This window comes from Haloferax mucosum ATCC BAA-1512 (assembly GCF_000337815.1).
Lineage (GTDB): Archaea > Halobacteriota > Halobacteria > Halobacteriales > Haloferacaceae > Haloferax > Haloferax mucosum.
Map to the genome: position 1 here is coordinate 237,209 of NZ_AOLN01000004.1, position 23,787 is coordinate 260,995.

At 63.3% G+C, this 23,787-nt stretch carries 24 protein-coding genes; 12 read left to right on the forward strand and 12 right to left on the reverse strand.

Annotated features, from left to right (window positions below):
* Positions 1 to 2 precede the first annotated feature (2 nt).
* Genes paaB through paaE form a run of 4 tightly spaced genes read left to right on the forward strand, consistent with a single transcriptional unit; the run spans position 3 to position 1,755 of the window.
* On the forward strand, positions 3 to 323 hold the full coding sequence (gene paaB, locus C440_RS02775; protein WP_008318040.1) for a 1,2-phenylacetyl-CoA epoxidase subunit PaaB: 321 nt from the start codon (positions 3 to 5) through the stop codon (positions 321 to 323).
* A 2-nt stretch (positions 324 to 325) separates the two neighbouring features.
* Entirely contained in the window at positions 326 to 1,144 is an 819-nt protein-coding gene (gene paaC / locus C440_RS02780) for a 1,2-phenylacetyl-CoA epoxidase subunit PaaC (protein ID WP_008318042.1), read from the forward strand.
* On the forward strand, positions 1,137 to 1,580 hold the full coding sequence (paaD, locus tag C440_RS02785) for a 1,2-phenylacetyl-CoA epoxidase subunit PaaD (RefSeq protein WP_193788385.1): 444 nt from the start codon (positions 1,137 to 1,139) through the stop codon (positions 1,578 to 1,580). The genes paaC and paaD overlap by 8 nt, the downstream gene beginning before the upstream one ends.
* Before the next feature lie 7 nt (positions 1,581 to 1,587).
* A complete protein-coding gene (gene paaE, locus C440_RS17625; protein WP_008318045.1) occupies positions 1,588 to 1,755 on the forward strand; it encodes a 1,2-phenylacetyl-CoA epoxidase subunit PaaE in 168 nt (55 codons plus the stop codon).
* A gap of 230 nt (positions 1,756 to 1,985) precedes the next feature.
* Here paaE and C440_RS02790 read toward each other — a convergent pair whose 3' ends face one another.
* The 8 genes from C440_RS02790 to C440_RS02825 form a co-directional block, all read right to left on the reverse strand.
* Positions 1,986 to 3,437: an aldehyde dehydrogenase family protein gene (locus tag C440_RS02790; protein ID WP_008318047.1), complete on the reverse strand. Its 1,452-nt coding sequence runs from the start codon at positions 3,435 to 3,437 to the stop codon at positions 1,986 to 1,988.
* Between the two features lie 105 nt (positions 3,438 to 3,542).
* Positions 3,543 to 3,926 carry a PaaI family thioesterase gene (locus C440_RS02795; protein WP_008318049.1) on the reverse strand — a complete coding sequence of 128 codons (384 nt, stop codon included), beginning with the start codon at positions 3,924 to 3,926 and terminating at the stop codon, positions 3,543 to 3,545.
* Positions 3,927 to 4,080: 154 nt separating this feature from the next.
* Positions 4,081 to 5,373: a phenylacetate--CoA ligase PaaK gene (paaK, locus tag C440_RS02800; RefSeq protein WP_049915197.1), complete on the reverse strand. Its 1,293-nt coding sequence runs from the start codon at positions 5,371 to 5,373 to the stop codon at positions 4,081 to 4,083.
* 80 nt (positions 5,374 to 5,453) lie between these two features.
* Positions 5,454 to 6,182, reverse strand: coding sequence for an ABC transporter ATP-binding protein (locus C440_RS02805; RefSeq protein WP_008318052.1), 729 nt, complete (start codon positions 6,180 to 6,182; stop codon positions 5,454 to 5,456).
* The gene (locus tag C440_RS02810; protein WP_008318054.1) at positions 6,179 to 6,943 is read right to left on the reverse strand and encodes an ABC transporter ATP-binding protein; all 765 of its coding nucleotides are present in this window, start codon (positions 6,941 to 6,943) and stop codon (positions 6,179 to 6,181) included. Before C440_RS02810 ends, C440_RS02805 begins: the two co-directional genes overlap by 4 nt.
* Positions 6,936 to 8,912 carry an ABC transporter permease gene (locus C440_RS02815; protein WP_008318056.1) on the reverse strand — a complete coding sequence of 659 codons (1,977 nt, stop codon included), beginning with the start codon at positions 8,910 to 8,912 and terminating at the stop codon, positions 6,936 to 6,938. Before C440_RS02815 ends, C440_RS02810 begins: the two co-directional genes overlap by 8 nt.
* Position 8,913: 1 nt before the next feature.
* Positions 8,914 to 10,098, reverse strand: coding sequence for an ABC transporter substrate-binding protein (locus tag C440_RS02820; protein ID WP_083893980.1), 1,185 nt, complete (start codon positions 10,096 to 10,098; stop codon positions 8,914 to 8,916).
* 186 nt (positions 10,099 to 10,284) lie between these two features.
* Complete coding sequence (locus tag C440_RS02825) at positions 10,285 to 11,289, reverse strand: LLM class flavin-dependent oxidoreductase (RefSeq protein ID WP_008318059.1); 1,005 nt, start codon at positions 11,287 to 11,289, stop codon at positions 10,285 to 10,287.
* A 54-nt stretch (positions 11,290 to 11,343) separates the two neighbouring features.
* Here C440_RS02825 and C440_RS02830 point away from each other — a divergent pair, with 54 nt between their 5' ends.
* A complete protein-coding gene (locus C440_RS02830; RefSeq protein ID WP_008318060.1) occupies positions 11,344 to 11,832 on the forward strand; it encodes a VOC family protein in 489 nt (162 codons plus the stop codon).
* Positions 11,833 to 11,838: 6 nt separating this feature from the next.
* On the opposite strand, the gene C440_RS02835 is transcribed toward C440_RS02830, so the two are convergent.
* Positions 11,839 to 12,309 (reverse strand): MaoC/PaaZ C-terminal domain-containing protein, encoded by a 471-nt coding sequence (locus C440_RS02835; RefSeq protein ID WP_008318062.1) that lies wholly within the window; start codon positions 12,307 to 12,309, stop codon positions 11,839 to 11,841.
* Positions 12,310 to 12,405: 96 nt separating this feature from the next.
* Between C440_RS02835 and paaI the strand changes: the two genes are divergently transcribed.
* Positions 12,406 to 12,813 (forward strand): hydroxyphenylacetyl-CoA thioesterase PaaI, encoded by a 408-nt coding sequence (paaI, locus tag C440_RS02840; protein ID WP_008318064.1) that lies wholly within the window; start codon positions 12,406 to 12,408, stop codon positions 12,811 to 12,813.
* A 181-nt stretch (positions 12,814 to 12,994) separates the two neighbouring features.
* On the opposite strand, the gene paaK (C440_RS02845) is transcribed toward paaI, so the two are convergent.
* Entirely contained in the window at positions 12,995 to 14,284 is a 1,290-nt protein-coding gene (gene paaK, locus C440_RS02845; protein ID WP_049915200.1) for a phenylacetate--CoA ligase PaaK, read from the reverse strand.
* Positions 14,285 to 14,384: 100 nt separating this feature from the next.
* Here paaK (C440_RS02845) and C440_RS02850 point away from each other — a divergent pair, with 100 nt between their 5' ends.
* The gene (locus C440_RS02850; RefSeq protein ID WP_008318067.1) at positions 14,385 to 15,548 is read left to right on the forward strand and encodes a thiolase C-terminal domain-containing protein; all 1,164 of its coding nucleotides are present in this window, start codon (positions 14,385 to 14,387) and stop codon (positions 15,546 to 15,548) included.
* Positions 15,545 to 17,002, forward strand: a complete 1,458-nt coding sequence (locus C440_RS02855; RefSeq protein WP_008318070.1) for a zinc ribbon domain-containing protein — start codon at positions 15,545 to 15,547, stop codon at positions 17,000 to 17,002. The genes C440_RS02850 and C440_RS02855 overlap by 4 nt, the downstream gene beginning before the upstream one ends.
* A 107-nt stretch (positions 17,003 to 17,109) precedes the next feature.
* On the opposite strand, the gene C440_RS02860 is transcribed toward C440_RS02855, so the two are convergent.
* A complete protein-coding gene (locus C440_RS02860) occupies positions 17,110 to 18,255 on the reverse strand; it encodes a thiolase family protein (protein ID WP_008318071.1) in 1,146 nt (381 codons plus the stop codon).
* 82 nt (positions 18,256 to 18,337) lie between these two features.
* On the opposite strand from C440_RS02860, the gene C440_RS02865 reads away from it, so the two are divergent.
* Both C440_RS02865 and C440_RS02870 read left to right on the forward strand, forming a co-directional pair.
* Positions 18,338 to 19,222, forward strand: a complete 885-nt coding sequence (locus tag C440_RS02865) for a 3-hydroxyacyl-CoA dehydrogenase family protein (RefSeq protein ID WP_049915203.1) — start codon at positions 18,338 to 18,340, stop codon at positions 19,220 to 19,222.
* Positions 19,219 to 20,031: an enoyl-CoA hydratase/isomerase family protein gene (locus C440_RS02870; RefSeq protein WP_008318074.1), complete on the forward strand. Its 813-nt coding sequence runs from the start codon at positions 19,219 to 19,221 to the stop codon at positions 20,029 to 20,031. Before C440_RS02865 ends, C440_RS02870 begins: the two co-directional genes overlap by 4 nt.
* A 663-nt stretch (positions 20,032 to 20,694) precedes the next feature.
* Here C440_RS02870 and C440_RS02875 read toward each other — a convergent pair.
* Complete coding sequence (locus tag C440_RS02875; RefSeq protein ID WP_008318076.1) at positions 20,695 to 21,462, reverse strand: IclR family transcriptional regulator; 768 nt, start codon at positions 21,460 to 21,462, stop codon at positions 20,695 to 20,697.
* 164 nt (positions 21,463 to 21,626) lie between these two features.
* On the opposite strand from C440_RS02875, the gene C440_RS02880 reads away from it, so the two are divergent.
* On the forward strand, positions 21,627 to 21,929 hold the full coding sequence (locus C440_RS02880; RefSeq protein WP_241431982.1) for an EthD family reductase: 303 nt from the start codon (positions 21,627 to 21,629) through the stop codon (positions 21,927 to 21,929).
* 6 nt (positions 21,930 to 21,935) lie between these two features.
* Positions 21,936 to 23,630, forward strand: a complete 1,695-nt coding sequence (locus tag C440_RS02885) for a thiamine pyrophosphate-binding protein (protein ID WP_008318079.1) — start codon at positions 21,936 to 21,938, stop codon at positions 23,628 to 23,630.
* The last annotated feature ends 157 nt before the right edge of the window (positions 23,631 to 23,787 follow it).

The following is a 23,787-nucleotide window of genomic DNA, read 5'->3' on the forward strand; positions in this document are numbered from 1 at the left end:
CCATGATTTGGGAAGTATTCAGACAGGAGAAATCGGGCGGCTACCACAAACACTGTGGCAACGTCCACGCACCGGACCGCGAATTAGCACTGCAGTTCGCGGCCATTCAACACGGCCGACGGATGAAGACGCACAGCCTGTGGGTCGCACCACAGCGTGAAATCGGCGAAATCGACGCCGACGAGATGAGTTTCGGTGGGATGACCGACAAGACCTACCGCTGGGCGACCTCGTACACGGACATCGAACCCGCCGCGCCGGAAGTCGCAGAAAGCGAGGCCGAGCAGGCGGACGTCGAGCACTCGCTGGAGGCAGACAGCTAACGATGGCCGCATCACTCACTCCCGAAGACCTCGACGAGACCCAACGGGCGGCCATCGAGGAACTGCTGTTCCGCATGGCCGACGACGAGTACGTCCAAGGCGAGCGCCTCATCGAGTGGCAGATTTACGCACCGACACTCGAATCCGACCTCGCGCTGGCGAACATCGCCCAAGACGAGTTCGGCCACGCTCGTCTCTGGTACGACCTGCTCGAAGAACTCGGCCACACCGAAGCCGAACTCATCTGGGAGCGCCCAGCGGACGAGTTCAAACACACCACACTGGTCGAACTCCCGTTCGAGGAGGGCGACTGGGCAGACGTCATCGTCCGGTGCTACCTCTTCGACAGCGCCGAGCGACTGCGCTTGGAGTCCCTCGTGGACACCAGTTACGCGCCGCTCGCAGACCGCGTCGGAAAGGCGTTGAGCGAGGAGCGCTACCACCTCGAAAACGCACAGAGTTGGCTCGACAGACTCACCGACGGCGACAGCCTCGAACACGTCCAAGACGCGCTGGAACGGCTGTTCCCGCACGCGCTCTCGCTGTTCGGCGAGCCCGAGTACGAGGCCGAAATCGTCGAGAACGGCTTCCGGACGGATGCTATCGACGACCTCCGCGTGGAGTGGCTGGAGACGGTCATTCCCTACCTCGAATCGCTCGGGCTCAACGTACCCGACCCCGACGACGCGGAGCGACCGACCCCCCGTGGTCGAGACGGTACTCACACCGAACACTGGGACGAATTGGCCGCGGACTTCCGGAAGACGTACAACGAACTCGAAGCGCCCGAACCGGCACGAATCGGACGGGAGCGTGCATAACATGAGCGCCGACGACGCATCGAACGGAACGGCCTGCGGCTACACCGACTACGCCGACGGCGAGGCTCCCGAATCATTCCCGAAGACCGGCGACGGAGCCACTGGCGTCGAAGCCGACATCTGGGAGGCCCTCTACGAAATCGAGGACCCCGAGATGCCGGTGAGCATCGTTGACCTCGGCCTCATCTACGACGTGCGCGTCGTCGAACAGGAGGGCGACGACGGCGAACCGGAGACGCTCGGTATCGTCGAGATGACCCTGACGTACACCGGGTGTCCGGCCCGCGACTACATCACGAACGACGTGAAGTGTGCGATTCTCGCCTCCGGTGTCGATGACGCGGCTGTCAGGCTGAGATTCACGCCGGAATGGAACGTCAACATGGTAACCGAGGCGGGCCGCGAAGCGCTCCGCGACTTCGGACTGGGGGTGTGATGCGGTGATGCGCCGCTTCGACCCAAGTACCGATACGACCGGCGAAACGTCGGGTGCGGAGTGTCCCTACTGCGGTTCGACCGACACCGTCCGCGAGCATCCGAAAGGACCGGGACTCTGCCGCTCGATGCATTTCTGCAACGAGTGCCAAGAGCCGTTCCAGCGGTTCGAATAGCGCGACAATCGAGGTCCACGTTCGGCTCAGTCCATCGGAGCCGATTCGATTCGGTTCGACTTCTTTCGACTGTTTCCACGGTCCCACGCTCGCGGCCAGTAGTCGGCACTGCGTCGGTTCGACGTCGTAGTTGAAGGCTGAGTCGGCGTCGTCGTCGGTGCTGGTGTTGGCGTCGTCGTAGTCGAAGCCAACGTCGTGCGAGAAATCGAAACCGCGAGTCGCGTCCGCGCTCAGTGGATGTTGAGGTTGATGTTCTTCGCTTGGGTGAACTCACGGACGGCTTCTTCGCCCTGTTCGCGCCCGTGACCGCTCTGTTTCGTGCCGCCGAACGGCGTCTGTGGGAACGTCACCGGGTACTCGTTGACGCTGACCATCCCGTAGTCGAGCGCGCCCGCGACCTGGTGGGCACGAGAGAGTCCGTTCGTCCAGATGCCCGCGAGCAGTCCGTACGGCGAGTCGTTGGCGATTTCGATTGCCTCGTCTTGGTCGTCGAACTCGATGACAGAAAGCACCGGGCCGAAGATTTCCTCGCGTGCGACCGTCATGTCGTTTGTCACGTCGGTCAGAACGGTGGGTTCGACGAAGTAGCCGTCTTCTTTGTCCGCGGGGCGGCCGCCGCCGCAGGCGATAGTCGCTCCCTCGTCGGTTCCGATGGAGATGTATTCGAGGATGTCCGCCTGATGGGATTCGCTGACGACCGGTCCCATACGGCCGTCGTCGTCGATACCAGAGCCGAGGGGTGTCGATTCGGCGCGCTGGACGATTTTCTCGACGAGTTCGCCCGCGACGTCCTCGTGGACGAGCAGTCGAGACCCGGCCCAGCACATCTGTCCGGCGTTCATGAAGATGCCGTAGTGGACGCCTTTCGCGGCGGCGTCGAGGTCCGCGTCGGGGAAGACGATGTTCGGGCCTTTGCCGCCGAGTTCGAGCGTGACGCCGGTGACGTTCTGGGCCGCATCGGCCATGACTCGCTTGCCGATTTCGGTACTGCCGGTGAACGTGACGTGTTCGACGTCGGGGTGAGAGGCGACCGCCGACCCGGCACCCGACCCGGTTCCGGGAACGACGTTCACGACGCCGTCCGGAAGGCCGGCCGCTTCCGCGGCGAGACCGTAGTAGAGCGCGGAAAGCGGGGTCTGACTGGACGGTTTCAGTACCGCCGAGTTGCCGCAGGCGAGCGCGGGTGCGAGACTCCGACCCGCGAGTTGGAACGGGTAGTTCCACGGGACGATGTGTCCGGTGACGCCGAGCGGTTCGCGTGTCGTGTAGTTGACGCGCTGTCCGGGAACCGGGTTGTAATCACCCGTCACCTTGTCCGTCCAGCCGGCGTAGTACCGGAAGGTGTCGATGACCATCTGCACTTCCATGCCGGCCTCGAACGGCGTCTTGCCGTTGTCGTGGGATTCGACGAGCGTAATCTCGTCTTTCCGGTCTTCGATGGCGTCGGCCATCGCGTTGAGCAGTTGGCCGCGCTCGGAAGGGCCCATGGTTCGCCACTCACTGCCGCGGGCCGCGGCGTCCGTCGCGGCCTCGACGGCGGCGTCAACGTCCGACTCGCCAGCACAGGCGACCGTAGCGTACAGTTCCTCCGTCGCGGGGTCGTGTGTCTCGATGGTCGCGTCCGATTCTGCGTCTACCCAATCTCCGTCGATGTAGAGACTCGTCGGGCCACTGTATTCCATTACATCGTAGCGTTCCACCCGAGATTATTAATTATTGTTGGTTACTGTAGTGATGGTGATACCGCCGGATTCGGTTCGGCCGGTAGAGAGCGCGTCGTAAAGTCGTTAGCCGGTCTTGTACACGCCTCTCGCGGTTGCGATGTGACTGCCGTCGGTCGCGTACACGTCTACATCGACGGTTCCGACATCGCCACCGAGTCGGGCCACGTCGGCCTCGGCGCGCAGGTCGCCGGTCCCGGCGTTCAGGTAGTCGATTCGCATGTCGATGGTGGGGACCGGTTGGTCAACCTCGCTCACGAGCGCCGCACCGCCGATGGTGTCCGCGAGAGTGAACGTGACGCCACCGTGGGCCATCACGGTGTCCGCGTTCCACGACAGTTCTTCGCGCATCTCGATGTAGCCTTCCGCGTGTCCATCTACCGCTTCGGTGACTTCGACGCCGAGCAACCGCGCGAACGGCATGCTCTCGAAGAACTCCTCGATGTCCATAGTTGTCTATTTCAGGCGGTTGTTAAGTTCGTTTCGTCGGTCGAAGCCGAGTTCGGTGCATCCAACGGGGGTACCTGCCGAGTTCGGTGAGTCCAGCAGGGACGCGCGTTCCGAGTCCGACGAGTCTCGCTAACCGGGACCATCGCCAGCCGAATCACCGATGGTCGTAGACGCGCCGGACTTTCCCGACCGCGGTCCGTTCGATACTACCCGCGTCAACGAGGTCGATTTCGTCCGGCGTGAACCCGAGTACGTCCGAGAGCCGCTTTCGAATGCGGCGTTCGAGGTCGGCAATCGACCCGTCGAAATCCTCGACGAGTTCGACAGTCAGGTCGAGTCGGTCGAGGCTGTCGTCGCGTCGGAGGTCGATTCGGTAGTGCGGCGCGACCTCGTCGAATTCGAGGACGACCGATTCGACCTCGCTCGGGTAGAAGTTGACCCCGCGGACGATGAGCAGGTCGTCGGCGCGCCCGGTGACGCCATCCATCCGAACGCAGGTTCGGCCGCACTCGCAAGTCTCGGAGTCGAGGGTCGTGAGGTCGCCCGTCCGGTAGCGTAAAACGGGGAGTGCGTCTTTCGTTAGCGTGGTCAACACGAGTTCGCCCTCCTCGCCTTCCGCGACCGGGTCGCCCGTGTCGGGGTCGATAACCTCGGGATAGAAGTGGTCTTCCCAGATGTGCATTCCGGCCTGTTCGGAGCATTCGACGGCGACACCGGGACCGATGATTTCCGAGAGACCGTAGTTTTCGACCGCGAGCGCGTCGAATTTGGTCTCGATTTCGTTTCGCATCGGCTCGGTACACGGTTCCGCACCGTAGAGAATCACCGACAGTGGGAGGTCGGCCGGGTCGTATCCCATGTCGTCGGCGACTTCTGCGAGGTAAAGCGCGTAGGAGGGTGTGAGACAGATGGCGTCGCTTTCGAGGTCGGCGAGCATCTCGACTTGTCGTTGGGTGTTGCCGCCGCCGGTCGGGACGACCGCCATTCCCATCGCGGTCGCCCCGTCGTGGAAGCCGAGACCACCGGTGAAGAGACCGTAGCTGTACGCGTTCTGCAGTGAGTCGTCGCTCGTCAGCCCAGCACCGCGGAAGCCGCGGGCCATCACGTCGCGCCAGATTGCGAGGTCGTCGCGGGTGTAGCCGACGATTTTAGGCTTACCTGTCGTTCCCGACGATGCGTGAATCCGAACCACGTCGTCCATCTCGACCGCGAACATGCCCGTCGGGTAGTTGTCGCGGAAATCCTCTTTCGTCGTAAACGGGAGCTTCGAGAGGTCTTCGACGCTCTCGATGTCGTCCGGCGTCAACCCGTGTTCGTCGAACGTCTCGCGGTAGAAATCGACGTTCTCGTAGGCGTGTCGAACCACCCGCCGAAGCCGCCGGTTCTGCAAGCGGCGCAACTCCGGTCTCGGAAGTCGCGTCGGGTCGGCCTCGTCGCTGGAACTCATCGCCTGCATGTCGTCGGTACGTTCACAAAAGATTATTCACGACCAGGTGGTGCGACCGAAACGGGAACCGAGACCGCGGGTTAGTCGGCGACCGAGACGCCGAGGTAGCGGTCGAGGATTTCGTCGGCGGCCGCAACCTCGTCGGACGGGCCTTCGTGGACGACCTGTCCTTTGTCGAGGATGTACACGTAGTCGGCGATGTCGAGGGCGACTTGGACGTTCTGTTCGACGAGGAGAATCGTCGCGCCCTCGTCGTTCAGTTCCTCGACTTTCCGTTGAACTTGCTTGACGATAGACGGTGCGAGTCCCTCGGTCGGTTCGTCCAGCATCAACAGGTCCGGCGCGGAGACGAGCGCGCGAGCGATTGCGAGCATCTGCTGTTCGCCGCCGGAGAGGGCCGCGCCCTTGCTGTTTCGGTGCCGCGAGAGGTTCTCGAACTCGCCGACGATTGCTTCGACCGACGGCTTGGCAGTGTCTCGTCGGCCGCCGAGACGGCCGATTTCGATGTTCTCCGTGACGGTTAACCCCGGGAAGATACGCCGTTCTTCGGGAACGAGCGCGATGCCTTCGCGGGCGGTCTTCTCCGGTGAGAGCGCGGTAATGTCGGTCCCGTCGAACGTGACCGACCCGGCGGCGGGTGACACGCTCCCGAGGATGCTCCGGAGCGTCGTCGTCTTTCCGACGCCGTTGCGACCGATGAGCGTGACGACCGACCCGGCCGGAACGTCGAGGTCCACACCCTGGAGGACGCGAGTCGAACCGTAGCCCGAGACGAGCCCTCGAACCGACAGCAGTGGGTCGGCGCTCACGCCTCGACACCCCCAAAGTACGCCTCACGGACGTCCGGGTCCTCCGAGACGGCGTCCGGCGTCCCTTCGGCCAAGACCGCCCCCCTGTGGAGTACCGTAATGCGGTCCGAGACGCGCATCACGAGGTCGATGTCGTGTTCGATGAGAAGTAACGTCCGGTCCGAAAGCACCTCGTCGATGAGGTCCATCGTCGCTCGCGTCTCCTCGGCGCTCATGCCCGCGGTCGGTTCGTCGAGCAAGACCATATCCGGGTCCGTTGCGAGCACGATAGCGATTTCGAGGCGGCGTTTGTCGCCGTAGGCGAGCACGTCCGCCGGTTCGTCGCCCCGGCCCAACAACCCAGAGCGGTCGAGCACGCGGTCTGTGTGTTCGTTGACGTCGTCGAAGGAGGTGGCTCGCTGGAGGAACTCTTCGACGGGTTTGAATCCGCCCTCGCGGGCGGCCTGCGCGGCGAGTCGAACGTTCTCGCGGACCGTAAGCCCCGAAAAGACGTTCGTGATCTGGAACGAGCGACCGAGGCCGCGGCGAACGCGTTGGTGCGGCGGAAGGCCGGTTACGTCCTCACCGTTGAACGTCACCGTCCCGTGGGTCGGGCGAAGCGCGCCGGTGAGGAGATTGAACGTCGTCGTCTTCCCGGCCCCGTTGGGACCGATGAGACTCCGGAACTCGCCTTGTTCGACTTCGAGGTTCACGTCGTCAACGGCGACGAGGTTACCGAACTCCTTCGTGAGGTCTGTCGTCTGTAATATCGGGTCAGTCATGTTGTTCTACCTCCGCTTCTTTGACGCCGGTTCGGTCACGAATCACGGGACCGACCATCGGGTGTTCGGCCACCGTCTGCGGGAGCGACACGAGTCCCCGCGGGACGAAGATGACGAAGAGGACGAACAGCACGCCGATGACGAGTTGCCACTGCTCAATGTACGACGAGAGGATGTCCTCCGCGGCGACGAAGACACCCGCACCGAGCATCGGCCCGTAAAGCGTCCCCATGCCGCCGAGAACGGTCATGACGATGACCTCGCCGGAGTTTATCCAGTGGAGGAACGACGGGGCGACGTAGCCGTTGTTGGCGGCGAACAGCCCGCCCGCGAGCCCGGCGAGACCGCCGGAGACGACGAAGGCGCGGCGCTTGTAGGCCGTCACGTCGTACCCGATGAACGACGCTCGCTCCTCGCTTTCGCGGATGGACTGCAAGACGGTTCCGAAGGGAGCGCGAATGAGGCGTCGAGCCAGCAGGTACGACCCAACGACGACCGCGAGAAGGAAGTAGTACTGGACGATACCGCCGTCGAGCGTGAAGACACCGAGCGGGACCTCGAACTCCCGGGGGTCGATGCCGAGACCTGCGAGCCCGTAGAACACGTCCACGCCGAAGAGACCGTCAGACCCGCCAGTGAAGTCGAACTTGAACACGGCGTTGTAGAACAACTCCGCGAATCCGAGGGTAATCATGGCGAAAAACACCCCCGACACGCGTATCGAGAGATAGCCGACACCCCACGCGATGGCCGCACAGACCGCGACAGCGACGAGAAGTGCGACGAGCACCGACGGCGAGACGTGCATGAGCGTCAGGACCGAGGCGTACGCGCCGACGCCGTAGAACAGCGTGTGGCCGAGCGAGACGAGGCCCGCATAGCCGAGCACGAGGTCCAGACTGAGCGCGAACAGCGCCCAGATGAGGATGTCTTCGAGGAGCGTCACGGAGTAGGTGACGCCCGTCAACTCGGCGAAGAAGGGAACGACCACGAGCACGCCGACGGCGGCGTAGCCGATTTTCGCTCGCGTTTCGGACGACAACACCCCGCCGCCGGACCCGTGGAGGAGCGCGCCGTCGTGGTGTTCGCCGCCGCCGATGCTCGTTCCGAACAGCCCCGTGGGGCGGACGACGAGCACGGCAATCATGAGCAGGAAGACGATGAGACCCTCCAAAAACGGCGTGTACGTACGGGCGAACGTCTGGACGAGTCCGACGAACAGTCCGCCGACGACCGCGCCGCGGAACGACCCGAGACCGCCGAGCACGACGATGACGAACGCCGGGATGATGACGCTCGACCCCATCGTCGGGCTGACGTTCTGGTACGCACCGAGGACGATACCGGCCACGCCCGCGAGCGCCGCGCCGAACCCGAAGGTCAGCGTGTAGTAGCGGTCGATGTTGATGCCGAGATTACGGACCATCTCGCGGTCCTCCGACCCGGCGCGGATAATCATCCCGAAGCGGGTGCGGTTCAGGAGGAGCCACGTCCCGAGTGCGAGCGCCGACCCGAAGATGATGATGCCGTAGTTATACAGCGAGTAGTTGAACCCGAACAGCGCGACCGGTTGGTCGAGCACCGACGGGATGGGAAACGGCTGGGCCGACTTGCCCCACACCGACGTGATGAGGTCGTTGATGATGAGAACGAGTCCGAACGTCAAGAGGATGTGGTACAGCGGGTCGCGGCCGTACAGTCGCTTGACAGTGAGTCGTTCGATAGCCATACCGATGACGCCGACGAGCAGGGGTGCGACGACGAGGGCGACCCAGAAGCCCGCGCCGCCGAGCGGTCCGGCGATGGCGAACGCGAAGTACGCGCCGAGGGCGAACAACTCGCCGTGGGCGAAGTTGATGACGTCCATGACGCCGAAGATGATGGACAGCCCCGCCGCGAGAAGGACGTAGACCATGCCGACGACCAGCCCGTTGAGAACCTGCTCTGCGACTGCGCTGGCGACAGACATACTAGAGGGTGCAACCGAGTTCGCCGCAGTCGGGGAGCGCGTCCACGCCGTCTATCATCTCGCCGAGTTCGACGGCCGCGGGCCCGCTTCCACCCTCGGGGGCGACGAGTTCGCCCGGCCACACCGGGTTCATCGCCTGGTGGTCGCAGTCGCGGAACTGGTTCGGCCCGAGTATCGTATCCATCTCCAAGCCCGGAAGCACGTCTTTGACTTCCGCCGGGTCGGTCGAACCCGCCTCCGCGATACCGCGGGCGGTCATCCGAATCGACATGTACGCCGCCCGCGCGAAGTTGTCGGGCATCGCATCGTATTCGCTCTGATAGGCCTCGACGAACGACTGGTTGTCGCCGGTTTCGAGCGACGGCAGGTAGCGGACGCCGCCGTAGGTTCCGTAGGCCGCCTCACCGAGCGCGCCGCGGACGACCGAGAAGGTCATCGTCGGCGACATGAGATTGACGTTTTCTTTGAGGCCCTGACTGGCCGCCTGCTTGACGAAGTTGATGAGGTCGCCGCCGGTCATGCCGAGGACGGCGACGTCGGCGTCGGAGTTGGAGATTTGACTAACGTAGGAGTTGTAGTTGGTCGAGCCGAGTTGTGACCGACTGCGACCGACGACTTCGATGTCGTGGCCGTCCCGCATACGCGTTTCGACGCGTTCCATCACCGATTCGCCGTAAGCGTAGTCGGCGATGTGGAACCAGACGTTCGTGCCGAGGTTCTCGGCGGTGTAGTCGGAGACGGCTTCGGCCATCTGCGCGGTGTTCGTCTCCGCTCGGAAGACCCACTCGTTACAGTTCGACCCGGTGATTGGAACCGCCGCTCCGCCGGGATTGTACAACACTTCTTCCTCCGCGGCGAACTCGTTGAGCGCGAGCGCGACGCTGGACGAAATCGCACCCATGAGATACGACGCGCCGTCCTGTTCGACGACCGACTGCGCCCGTCGACGACCGGTCGATGGGTCGGCTTCGGTGTCCTCGTAGACCCCCGTGATTTCCACGTCGATGTCGTCGTTCTCGTTGACGTGGCGGATAGCAAGTTCGGCTCCGTTTCGCTGTCCGACCGCGAGGCCACCATAGGGACCAGTCATCGGACTTATGACCCCGTACGTGATGGCGTTTGTCCCGCCCCCGCCAGCGTCTCCGAGACAGCCTGCGACGCCGGTCAGTCCGGTCATGCCAGCCAGCCCCGCCGCTTGTACGAACCGCCGTCGTGACGGACGTGGCTCACCGCCACCAATGGATGAGTTATCGTCTCTCATGGTTTGTATGTTCACATGTAACATGAAAACTATCACGTTTAAAGGTTTGCGTTAAGTGAGAGACACGAATCGCGCGACAGTCAGCCGAAAACCCGAAAAGAGACGAAGAGGTCAGGCGACGCGCGGAGCGACCTCTTCGCCGAGTCGCTGGATACACTCCACCATCCGGTCGGTGCCGATGCCGGGGTGGTACGTGCGGAAGATGAAGTGAATGTCGTCGCCGAGCGCGTCGCGGTAGCGGTCAAGTTCCGCCACGACGTCGTCCGGGGTGCCGAATATCGCCTGTTCTTTCAGTTCGTCTCGCCGCTCTGCGGAGAGTTCGGATACCTTCTCGCCGGAGAAGATTTCGGCATATCGACGCTGGAGGTAGAGATAACCGTCTTTCATCGCGTCCCACGCCGCCGCTTTAGAGTCGCCGACGAACCCGTGTTGGAGCACGTAGATGGTGAAATCCCCGTCAAGGCCCTCCTCTTCACGGACGTTTCTGATGTCCTCGACTCGTTTTTTCAGGCCGCCGAGAGAGAGCGACGACGGCGCACACCACGCGTCGGCCGTTCGTGCCGCCCGACGAACCGCAGGTTTCGCCGACCCGCCGAGCATAATCGGGACGTCGTGGGCCGGTTTCGGCGTCACGTCGGCACCGTTTGCGCCCTCGTGAAACCGCGATTTGTGTTCGATTGGCCCATCAGACCACGCGTCGCGGACGAGCGAGACAGTATCGGCAAGTCTGTCAACCCGCTCGTCCCGCGGGACGTCGAAGGCGTCGAACTCGCGGGGGTTCGACCCGATTGAGAGGCCGAGTGTCGTTCGCCCGCCCGAAAGGAGGTCAACCGTCGCGGTGTCCTCGGCGAGTCGAATCGGGTCGTAAAGCGGCGCGAGCGCGATACACGTCCCGAGTTCGATATTCTCGGTCGTCGCGGCGAGCGCTCCAAGCGCAGGCATCGTTCCCGAGAGGTAGCCGTCCTCCATGAAGTGGTGTTCCGAGACCCACGCGCTTTCGAGGCCGGAGTCGTCGATTGCGCGCCCGAGCGTGAGCATCTCGTCGTACAACTCCGCCATCGGTCGGTCGTCGTCTGGCCGTCGCTGACAGGTGAACAGGCCGGTCCCGAGCTTCATGCTCGTGAGTCTCTACCTCGGCTATTAATAGTTAGGAACGACGAAGGTGTACCGATGGCCGAAGCGAACGACCCGGCGCGGATACCGCCCGCGCGAGTAGACCACGTAGGAATCGCAGTCGAAGACGTGGACGACGCAGAGCGGACGTTACTCGCGCTCGGGTGCGAACGCGTTCACCGCGAGACGGTTCCAGACGACTCGTTCGAGTGGGCCACGTACGTCCTCGGCGACGCGTCGCGCCTCGAACTCATCGCGCCAGTCGAAGGCGAGTCGTTTCTCACCGCGTTTCTCGACGACCACGGTCCCGGTCTCCACCACGTCACGTTGGAGGTGGTCGATATCGACGCCGCGGTTACGGCGCTGGAGTCAGCCGGTGAGCGCGTCGTCGGCTACGCGGTCGAAGACGGCTGGACCGAGGCGTTCGTCTCGCCGCAGAATCCGACCGGGGCGCTCTTTCAGCTGATGGAGTACCACGACGACTACGGCGACCGCGGGCCGGACGACGCCCTGTACGTCCGCGGAAACCGGTTGGACTCGCAGTGACGGTCGCTATTCCGCGCCCGCCTTCGTCTTGATGAGGAACTTCATATCGCCTTCGAGGACGACGGTTCCGTCCTGTTTCGTCATGGTCACGTCGAGAACGACGAGTCCGGCGTCGTCCCGACTTCCGAGGTCCTTTCGCTCGGAGACGGTCATCGTCTGTGAGAGCGTGTCGCCGATGAAGACGGGGTTCGGCAGGTCCATGTAGTTCATGCCGAGGAACGCGATGGCCGTCCGCTCGACGATGCCCGACCGGTAGACGAATCCGGTGGACTGAACGAACGTCATCGGACCGTGGGCGATGCGCTGACCGAACTGAGTGTCCTCGGCGTACTCACTGTTCGTGTGGAGTTCCGTCCAGTCGCCCGAGAGCGCCGAGTGCATCATGAAGTCCGCTTCGGTGACGGTCCGACCGACGCTTTCGAACTCTTTGCCTTCCTCGAAGTCCTCGAAGTAATGCGGTTCGTAGCTGTATGCCATACCGTCACCGTCACCCCCATCGGATAAAGAATTTTACATACCTATCATTCCTGACAGTCGATGCCTACTTGGCGACCTACGATGATGTGTGTTCACATGCCAGACGCAGACGAGCACGCAGAGATACGCGACCGCGCGTCGAACGACCCGTTCTGCGGTCGCGTGGGTATCGAACTCGCGGCCATCGGCGAGGGCCACGCGGAGACGACACTGACCGTAGACGAGGACCACCTGAACTTCCACGGAACGCCCCACGGCGGCGTCGTCTACACGCTCGCCGACGCCGCGTTCGCCGCCGCGTCCAACAGCCATGGCGACGCGGCGTACGCACTGGAGACGAACATTTCGTATCTCGCGGCCGCCGACGTCGGCGATACGCTCCGCGCCGTCGCGGAAGAGACGCACCTCGGCGGGCGAACCGCGGCGTACGAAGTCGTCGTCTCCGACGATTCGGGTGACAGAATAGCGACGTTCCGCGGCCGCGTCTACAAGCCCGGTCGCTAACCTGCCGCAGTCGCCTTTAGGGAGAAGGTGACGTGCCGCGGTCCCGCCACGGTCACGAGAGCGACACCGACACGTGAACGGGCCAAGGCGGTGGAACAAACTGGTGAGAGAGCAGACCGCACGACAGTACGAACCGGTGTGATAGAACAGACCGATACAGTAGCGCGATAGCGGAGTCCGTCTACTGACCGCGGTGGTCGTAGACGCGTTGTACTTTGCCGACCTCGGTGCGTGCGATGTCGCCGTACTCGACGAGGTTCAATTCGTCGGGCGTGAACGACAACACGTTCGAGAGTCGCTTGCCGATTCGCGTTTCGAGGTCGGTACTCGACCCGTCGAAATCCTCGACGAGTTCGACCGTAATCTCCAGTTGGTCGAGGTTGCCCTCCCGCCGGAGGTCGATGCGGTAGTGCGGCGCGACCTCGTCGAATTCGAGGACGACCGATTCGACCTCGCTCGGGTAGAAGTTGACCCCGCGGACGATGATAAGGTCGTCAGAGCGACCGGTGATGTTGTCCATGCGGACGCAGGTTCGGCCGCACTCGCAGGTGTCGTAGTTCAGTGTCGTCAGGTCACCGGTCCGGTACCGAAGAACCGGAAGCGCGTCCTTTGCGAGCGTCGTCAACACGAGTTCACCCTCCTCGCCTTCCGCGACCGGGTCGCCCGTGTTGGGGTCGATAACCTCGGGATAGAAGTAATCCTCCCAGATGTGGAGACCATCTTGTTCCTCGCACTCGATAGAGACGCCGGGACCGACGATTTCGGAGAGACCGTAGATGTCGATGCCGGTCACACCAAGTCGCTCTTCGATTTCGTTTCGCATCGGCTCCGTACACGGTTCCGCGCCGAAGATGACGGTTCGAAGCGGCAGGTCGCGCACGTCGATACCCATGTCGTCTGCGACCTCTGCGAGGTAGAGCGCGTACGAAGGCGTACAGGAGATGACGTCACTGCCGAGGTCGTCGAGCATCTCGACTTGTCGTTGGGTGTTGCCCCCACCGATAGGGATGACCGTCGCGCCGAGTTCTTCGACGCCTTGGTGCAGTCCGAGACCTCCCGTAAAGAGTCCGTAGCCGTAGGCGTTTTGAACGACATCGTCGGCACCGATACCGGCCGCGACGAGACAGCGAGCGACCGCCTTACTCCACACGTCGAGGTCGTCGCGGGTGTAGCCGACGATTTTGGGCTTACCTGTCGTTCCCGACGATGCGTGAATCCGAACCACGTCGTCCATCTCGACCGCGAACATGCCCGTCGGGTAGTTGTCGCGGAAATTCTCTTTCGTCGTAAACGGGAGCTTCGAGAGGTCTTCGACGCTCTCGATGTCGTCCGGCGTCAACCCGTGTTCGTCGAACGTCTCGCGGTAGAAATCGACGTTCTCGTATGCGTTCTGCACCGCCGCCCGCAGGCGACTATTCTGGACTTCACGAAGCTCGTCTCGTGAAGCGGACTCCATGCTATCGAATACCATGTACAGTGAATCCGATGATAGAATATGATAAAAATGATGCGGTCACGACGCCGCCCTCGCGGGGCGAACCTATTTCGCAGATCGAACATAATCGACTATCATGCGAGATGCGTACATCGTCGGAGCGGGCCAATCGAGCTACGGCGCGTTTCCGGACGAGAGCTATCGGTCGCTCTTTGCGACAGCATACGAGGAAGCGCTCGGCAGTGCTGGCGGTGTCGAACCGGCCGACATCGACGAGGCGGTCGTCGGGTCGCTCGGCGTCGGCGGCCGGCAACTTGGTCTGTCTGGACCAGCCGTGACGGAACACATCGGACTCCACGGCATCCCCTGTTCTCGAATCGAAAACGCCTGTGCCGCGAGCGGCTACGCCGTCAGGCAGGCAGTACAAGCAGTCAAAAGTGGGATGGCCGACGTCGCACTCGCGGGCGGCTACGAAGTCATGACCGATATGAGCGGCGACGTGGCCAAATACTGGCTCGGCGTCAGCGGCGAGACCGAGTGGGAACGACTCACCGGAACGACCTTTTCCGGCGTCTACGCGCAGATGGCCTCCGCCTACATCGACGCCTACGACGCCTCGCCGGACCACTTCTCGAAGGTCGCCGTCAAGAACCACGCGAACGGCGCGAAGAATCCGAACGCGCATCTCGGTTTCGAGTGTTCGCTCGACGACGCCCGAGACGCGCCCATCGTCGCAGACCCGCTGAATCTCTATCACTGCTGTCCGACCTCTGACGGCGCGGCCGCCGTCATCGTCGCAAGCGAGGACGTCGCCAGCGCGTGCGAGGAGGCAGTTCGCGTCGCCGGCGTCGGTGCCGCCTCAGAGCGCGTCGGTCTCTTCCAGCGCGACAGTTACACGTCGATTGCGTCGTCCGCACAAGCCGCCGAAACGGCCTACGAGATGGCCGGACTCGGCCCGGACGACGTCGATTTCGCCGAAGTACACGACTGTTTCGCCATCGCCGAACTCCTCGCGTACGAGGACCTCGGCTTTTGCGAACGCGGCGGCGCGCCCGAACTCATCGACGCGGGCGCGACGGAACTCGATGGCGACCGCCCGGTCAACCCCTCCGGCGGCCTGAAGTCGAAGGGTCACCCAATCGGTGCGACGGGTGCGGGACAGGTCGTCGAAGCGTTCAAGCAACTCACGGGCCACGCCGACGAGCGACAGGTTTCGGGCGCGCAGGTCGGTCTCACGCACAACGTGGGCGGGTCGGGCGGCGCGGCGGTCGTTCACGTCCTCGAAGGAGGGGTGCTATGAGCCGTCTCGGAATCGCCGGTATCGGCGCGTACGTACCACGTCTCTACGTTCCCGCGTCCGCCTACCGCGACGCATGGGGCACCGGCGGTGCCGCGGGTGTCGAGCGCGTCGCCGTCGCGGACGCCGACGAAGACGTGCTCACGATGGCGACCGAAGCGAGCCAGCGCGCACTCGACGCCGCCGACGGAGACGCGAGCGATGTCGAACACCTCGCGTTGGCGACCACCACGCCCCCCACCGACGAGGAAGAACACACCGTCCGCCTCGCCTCGCTACTCGGCATCGACCCCGCAGTTCCGACCCGCCAGTTCGGCGGCGGAACCCGCGCCGGAGCAGTCGCGCTCGCGGCGACGCTCGATGCGACTGGACCCGCTCTCGTGGCCGTCGCCGACAGCCCACAGGGAACACCCGAAAGCGACGAATCCGCCGGTGCCGGAGCGGGTGCCGCCGCGCTCGTGCTCACCGAAGACGGGGTGGTATCCGTCGAGGGCGTCGGCGAATACGGCGAACCGTTCCCCGGAACGCGCTTCCGCCGCCGCGGGAGCGCCGACACGGAATCTATCGGTATCACACAGTACGAACGCGACGCCTACACCAGCGCGGTCGGCGGGGCGGTCGAAGCCCTCGAAGACGACGTATCGGCCACTAGCACCGCCGGGGCGGCCAAACGTGCCGATGCCGTCGCGCTCACAGCACCAGACGGGGCGCTCCCGTATCGTGCGGCGAGAACCCTCGGCGTCACGACGGAGAAAATCGCGGCGGGAACCGTCGTCTCACAGACCGGCGATACGGGTTCGGCAGGGCCGTTCCTCGGACTCGCGTCCGCGCTGGAATCCGGTGTATCGTCGGTTCTGCTCGTCGGCTACGGCGGCGGCGCGGGTGCGACAGCGGCGTTCCTGTCCGCCGAAAGCGACGTCCCGGTCGATGCAGTCCTCGACGGGGACACGGCACTGTCCTACGCCGAGGCGCTTCGGCGCCGTGGCACCATAACCGGCGAGGAGCCGGAGGGCGGCGGCGCGTACGTGAGCGTGCCGACGTGGCGGCAGACGATTCCACAGCGCCACCGACTCGTCGCCGGGCGCTGTGTCGAGTGTGGCGCGCTCTCGTTCCCGCCGGAAGGCGCGTGTTTCGACTGCGGGTCGCTCGATGGATACGAAAACGCGGTGCTTCCCGGGTCGGGGACCGTCGAGGCCGCGACGGCCATCGGACAGGGTGGCGCACCGCCCGAGTTCGTCGAACAACAGCAACGCTCCGGGTCGTTCCCGGTCGCCGTCGTCGCCTTCGACGGCCCGGGCGACGACGAGTCTGTCAGTGCGCCCGCACAGGTCGTTCACTCGCCAGCTGGAACGCCCGTCATCGGCGACCGCGTCGAAGCGGTCCCGCGCCGGATTTACGAACAGGAGGGCGTCGTTCGGTACGGTTTCAAAGTCGTGCCAACCGAGGCGCGACGATAGCCAAACGAGCTGGACGCGGTGATAGGTAGGGAGACGGAAACGGCGATGTCGAAGCGGCGGAGACGACGATAGTCAGAAACGACGTTCGAAACTGGTCGAAAGACGATTTACGGTCGCTCGAACACCGTCGCAACGCCCTGTCCGAAGCCGACACACATCGTAGCGAGTCCGTACTGGCCGTCGCGGCGGTCGAGTTCGTGCAAGAGCGTGGTTGCGATACGCGCGCCCGAGCATCCGAGGGGGTGGCCGAGAGCGATTGCGCCGCCGTTGACGTTCACTATCTCGTCGTCGAGACCGAGTTCGCGCTTGCAGTGAAGACTCTGGGAGGCGAACGCCTCGTTGAGTTCCACGAGGTCGAGGTCGGAGACAGACAGTCCCGCCTCGTCGAGCGCCGCGCGGGTCGCCGGAATCGGTCCGACGCCCATCTCTTCGGGGTCTACGCCAACGACGGCGCGAGAGACGACGCGCCCGAGCACCGGCAGGTCGTTGGCTTCGGCGTAGCTCTCGGCGGTGACGAGCGCGCCCGCCGCACCGTCGGTCAGGGGCGAGGCGTTTCCGGGCGTGACCGATGCCGCCTCGTCGTCGGCGAAGACGGTCGGAAGCGATTCGAGCACGTCCATCGACGTCTCTTCTCGCGGGCCTTCGTCGCGTGCGACGAACCCGTCCGGGGTCTCGACGGGGACGATTTCAGCATCGAACCGACCTGACGAACGGGCGTCGAGTGCGCGCTCGTGAGACCGGAGCGCGAACGCGTCTTGGTCTTCGCGGGAGATACCGTACCGTCGTGCGACCGTCTCGGCGGTCTTGCCCATCGAAAGCGAGTCGCCGCCGTCGTAGCGCGCTTCGAGGTCCGGGTGAAGCCACGCTGAGAACGGAATCCGAGACATGTGTTCGACACCCGCGATAGGATACACCACGCCGTCGCCGGACTCGACCACGCGGGCGGCGTCGTTCAGCGCCGTCAGCGACGACCCGCACAACCGAGAGAGGGTTGCGCCCGGAATCGACTCGGGAAATCCACCGGCTAGAAGTGACTGTCGCGCGAGGTTCCGCCCCTGTTCGTTTTCTTGGTTCGCACACCCGAGACGGAAATCGTCCCATTCGTCGGGTGAAACGCCGGTTCTGTCGGCGAGTGCGTCGAGCACCGCGACGACCAAATCTTCGGGGTAGACGTCCGCGAATCCCCCGTCTTTCTTCGCCTGCGGCGTCCGAACTGCATCGACGATTACCGCTCGCTCGTCGGAATGGCTCATACCGAGTATGCGAAGGCATCCGACTTGAACCTTCGTCGAACGAGGGCAAACGATTATGATGGTTCCCGAACCCCTTCCGGTGATGCAAGTGAGTGTACTCGGTGCCGGCACCATGGGACACGGAATCGCACAGGTGTCCGCGATGGCCGGCCACGAGGTGACGATGCGCGATATCGAGATGGAGTACGTCCGAAACGGGATGGACGCAATCGAGGAGAACCTCCAAGGCGGCGTCGAACGCGACAAAGTGACACAAGCCGAGTTGTCCGCCACGCTCGACCGGATTTCCGGAACGACCTCGCTCGAAGAGGCCGTCGCCGACGCCGACCTCGTCGTCGAGGCGGTCCCGGAAGACATGGAGTTAAAGCGCGAGACCGTCAGCGACGTAGAGACGCTCGTCGGCGAGGAGACGATTATCGCGTCGAACACGTCGTCGCTATCCGTGACGGAGATTATGAGCGCCCTCGATAGCCCGGAACGGGGTATCGGACTCCACTTTTTCAACCCGGTTCACATCATGGGTCTCGTGGAGGTTGTCGTCGCCGAGCAGACCGACGAGTCGACGCTGGCGTTCGCCAGCGAGTTCGTCGAAGGACTCGACAAGACGGCCGTCGAAGTCGGTGACTCACCGGGGTTTGCGTCGTCACGGCTCGGCGTCGCACTCGGGGTCGAAGCCATGCGCATGGTCCAAGAGGGCGTCGCCTCGCCACACGACATCGACGACGCGATGGAACTCGGCTACAACCACCCGGTGGGACCTATCGAACTCGGCGACGTGGTTGGTCTCGACGTTCGCCTCGGCATTCTCGAATACCTGCGCGAGGAACTGGGAGAGCGGTTCCGTCCGCCGCAGATTCTCAAGCGAAAGGTCCGCGCCGGGAAGTTAGGCAAAAAGACCGGCGAAGGGTTCTACGTCTGGGAAGACGGTGAAATCGTCGGCGTCAGCGAGGACGTGATGGGCCGATGAAAGACGTGGAAACGGTGGCCGCCGAGTGCGACGCCGTCGATGTCGCGGTCAACGAGCGAATCGAGGGCGTCGTCACGGTGACGATGAATCGCCCCGACGCCCGAAACGCGCTGAATGCGACGCTCCGGGCTGAACTCAAGCGCGTCCTCGACGCCATCGAGGAGAGTCGCACCCGCGTCGTCGTCCTTACGGGTGCGGACGAGGCGAAAGCGTTCGTCGCCGGCGCGGACGTGAAGGAACTCCGCGAGCGCGACATGCTCGAACAGCGCGAGGCGAGCAAGCGACCGCGAGTATACGAGTACGTAGACGACCTTCGACAGCCGGTTATCGCTCGCATCAACGGGCACGCGCTCGGCGGGGGCTGTGAACTCATCCAAGCCTGCGACGTTCGCATCGCACACGAGCGGGCGAAAATCGGCCAGCCAGAGATCAACCTCGGCATCATGCCCGGCGGTGGCGGCACACAGCGTCTCGCCCGTCTCGTCGGCGAAGGCCACGCGATGCGACTCATCCTGACGGGTGAACTCATCTCGGCCGCGGAGGCGGCCGATATCGGACTCGTCGAGGAAGTCCACGACGACGAGACGTTCGACGACCGAGTGTACGAACTCGCCGGGATGATGGCCTCGAAGAGTCCCGTCGCCCTGGAGTTCGCCAAGAAAGCAGTCAAAGCCGCCTCGCGGACGGACCTCGAACAGGGAATCGAGTACGAAGCAGAGTTGTTCGCGCAACTGTTCGGCTCACCCGACAAAGACGAGGGCATCGACGCGTTCTTCGAGGACCGAGAACCCGAGTGGCACGAGCGGTAGCGTTCGAATAGTTCGAACAGTACCGCCAACGGTTCTAGTGCCGCAAGCAGTTGAATTCTCCGCCGACGTATCGAAGCAATAGCCACCGAAAGGAAAACGAGAGAATACGCGCTCCGTCAGTTGATTTCGAAGTCGTACGAGACGACTGGACGAGAACATGTGTTCCGCATATTCGAACACATGTACGCGAACGCGGAACGAACATCCGAACAGGACGAACGCTCGTTCGAAGAGCAGAAACGAGGCCGCCGCAGAACGAAGGGAGAAACGGGGTGCTCACAGGAGAGTTGACTCGACTACCGAAACACTCGAATACAGAATAGAGAGCCGTCGAGAACTGGACATCTCTGTTCTCGTAGAAGCGCCGAAGAACGGCCCGAGTCCGAAGAGATACTCAGCACCGAGTTTCATTACAACCATACCAGTGTAATTGTCTTCGAAAATACCCATATAGATGCCAAAAACATAACGAATGATTACCAATATTTGTTCGAACTATTCGAACAAATAGAGATAGCGCTACAGCACCGGGTCCAATGCAGTAGGTGCTACAATTCAGGCGTCTCGAGGCTGTTTGTTCGCCTAATAGAGTCTCAAATACGTTCGAGTTACGCGAACACTCGTTCTATTCGCTCGAAATTGTCGGCGAGTCGAAACCGGCGTTCAAGAGAAGTTGAGGTTGATTTCGACTTCGTTCGCGGCACCGAGGAGAAGGTCGGCGAGGTCGTCAGTCAGGCGGTCTCCTTTGAGTCGGTTCGACGGGCCGGAGATGCTAATCGCACCGACGGGGTAGCCCGTTTGGTCGGTGACGACGACGCCGACTGCGTGGAGTTTCGGGACGATTTCCTCGCGGTTGACCGCGAATCCGCGCTCTCGAATCGTCGCCAACTCCTCGAAGAGTTCGTCCGGGTCGGTTATCGTGTGCGGCGTCTTCGCGGGGAGACCGTGCTGGTCGATTATCTCGTGGACTCGCTCGTCGGGGAACGCAGAGAGAATCGCCTTTCCGGCGGCGAGTTGGTGCAGATACGACCGCGTTCCCTCGCGGGCGGGCGTCCGAACCGAGTGTTTCCCCGCCGCACCGTAGAGGTGGAAGCCGCGACCCTGTTCTTCCGTGACGCACCAGACTTTCTCACCGGTCTGCTCGGCGAGTTCCTCGAGTTTCGGCTTCGCAACCTCATAGAGTTGGTGTTGGTTTCGTGCGTGAATACCGAAATCGAGGAGTCGAAGCCCGACCCGATAGCCGTCGTCGTCCAGCACGACGAACCCCTCGCGTTCTAACGTCTTCAGATGTCGATGAACCGTACTTTTCGCAAGCCCGAGGTCCGACGCGAGCGCGGTCGGTCCGAGCGGCCCGCCCGTCTTGAGTCGTTCGAGGATACCGAGCGACGTCGCCGCCGTCTTCACCGGGCGACTCTGTTCGTTGTCTGTCATCGTGTAACATCTATATTCGTTCGTTATAAATTTTGTTCGAAATGCTCGAACGTCAATTCAAACATTTCGAACGAAACGGAGGCAAAGCCGCGAGTCTACAGTGCGGCGATAGAGCAAAGTAGTCGCCGGTGGGATACGAGACGTGCATGATTAAATTGGTGAATATGGTCGTCCGAGCGGACGGATACACACACGAAGAGTTCGTCGAGCGCTGGATGGGACCTCACGCCGACATCGCAAAGGAACTTCCTGGTCTCCAGAAGTACTCGACGAGTCTCCCGACAGACCCCGAGCGCTCCGAGTACGACGGCATCGTCGAACTCTACTTCGAGGATATGGGCGCGCTGAAGGCGGCGTTCGACTCGGAGACCGGCGAACGCGTGAACGCCGATGCCGCCGAGTTCATCGACATGGAACAGGGACCGACGCTCTACGTCGAAGAGACGGTCCAACTCGACAGGTCGTGAGTGTCCATGGACACCAGTGAACGACTCGTTGAAAGCCTCGAACGACTCGGCGTCGAACGGGTCTTCGGCTACCCCGGCGGACGGGTCATCGAACTGTTCGACGACATTCCGGAGTCGAGTATCGAACTTGTTCGCCCGCGAGACGAGCGTGAGGCGAGCGTCATGGCCGAGATGCACGGCCGTCTGACTGGCCAGCCGGGCGTCCTCGCCGGACAGGGACCGTGGGTCGGAAGCCTCGGTCTCATCGGACAGATGGAGGCCCGACTCGCGTCGTCACCGATGGTCGCTATCACGGAGGCCTCGGAGCGGGGTAACTACTCCACGATTGCGCCGTATCAGCAGTCTCGCGGCGACTACGGGGGTCTCGAACTCCCGAAGATTCTCGACGCCGTGACGAAGGAACACTGGTTCCCGCGAACGCCGACGGAGACGGTTCGAAGCCTCCAACTTGCGTTCAAACACGCCGTGGCCGGACGACCCGGTCCGACGGCGATTATCCTCGACGGCGACGCCGTGACCGACGACTACCCGGACGAATCCATTCCGCCCGTCTGGGACGACGAGAGACAGACGCGAACGTGGACGGCCGCGCCGACTGCGCGCGACGTCGCGGCCGCCGCCGAAGCCCTCGAAGCGGCTGAGAGACCGGTCATCATCTCGGGCAACGGCGTCCACGCGTCCGGTGCGTACGACGAAGTAGCGGAGACGGCAGAAGCCTACGAGGCCGCCGTCGTCACCTCCTATCTCGGAAAATCGACGTTCCCCGAGACGCATCGCCTCGCCGGCGGCGTCATCGGCTCGTTCGGCCACGAAGGTGCGAACCAACTCGTGAGCGAGGCGGATGCGCTCCTCGTCGTCGGCTGTCGGATGAATCCGATGGACACCAACTGGCAGGCTCCCGAGTTCATCCGCCCCGACGAACAGACGATTATCCACGCCGACATCGACCCGCGAAACGCGGGGTGGGTCTACCCGGCAGACGTCGGTCTCATCGGCGATGCGGCCGAATCGCTCCGCGAACTCGTCGCCGCGGGCGACGCCGACAACGACTGGGCTGAAACGAGAGCACGCGAGGCCCGCGAGTCGTTCCACGCGCCCGAATGTGAATCCGACGCCGTACCCATACTTCCCCAACGGGCGGTCAAAGAAATCGAGCGCGTCGTGGACGAAAATACCATCGTCACCGCCGATTCGGGGAACAATCGATTTTGGCTTCTCAACTACCTCCAGACGCCGGCCGTCCGGACCTACTTCGGCTCCGGCGGCGTCGGCGGGATGGGGTGGGCGACGCCCGCCGCGGTGTCCGCCGCGCTGGCGACCGACAAGCACGTCATCGGCGTCGCAGGCGACGGCGGCTTCACGATGACCATGACGAGCGTCGAAACCGCCGTCGAACACGGCGTCGCACCGACGTTCGTCGTCCTCAACGACACCAGCCTCGGGATGGTGAGACAGATGCAACGCGGTCCCGGCGACATCGCGGGCGTCGAGTTCCACGACACCGATTTCGTCCGGGTTGCCGAGGCGTTCGGCGCGACCGGCGTCCGCGTCGAAACGCCCGGCGAACTCGGCGACGCACTCTCCGACGCGAAGACCAACGCGTTGCCGACGGTCATCGACGCCCGCATCGACCGCGAGCAGGACATGGTCGAAACGCTCCAGTCGTCCTTTTACGCGTCGGTCGGCGGGCTACACGAGTAGACGACAGCGCGCCGAAAAGCAAGGGGCGTCGTGCGGACGGACTCCCGTTCGGTCCCTTGCCGGACGACGTGCCGTCGAATCTGGCGACCGAGGGGGAGACAGTATTTGCGGGAAACACTTTTCTTGCGCGCTGTTGGACGTACGATAGCATGTCATC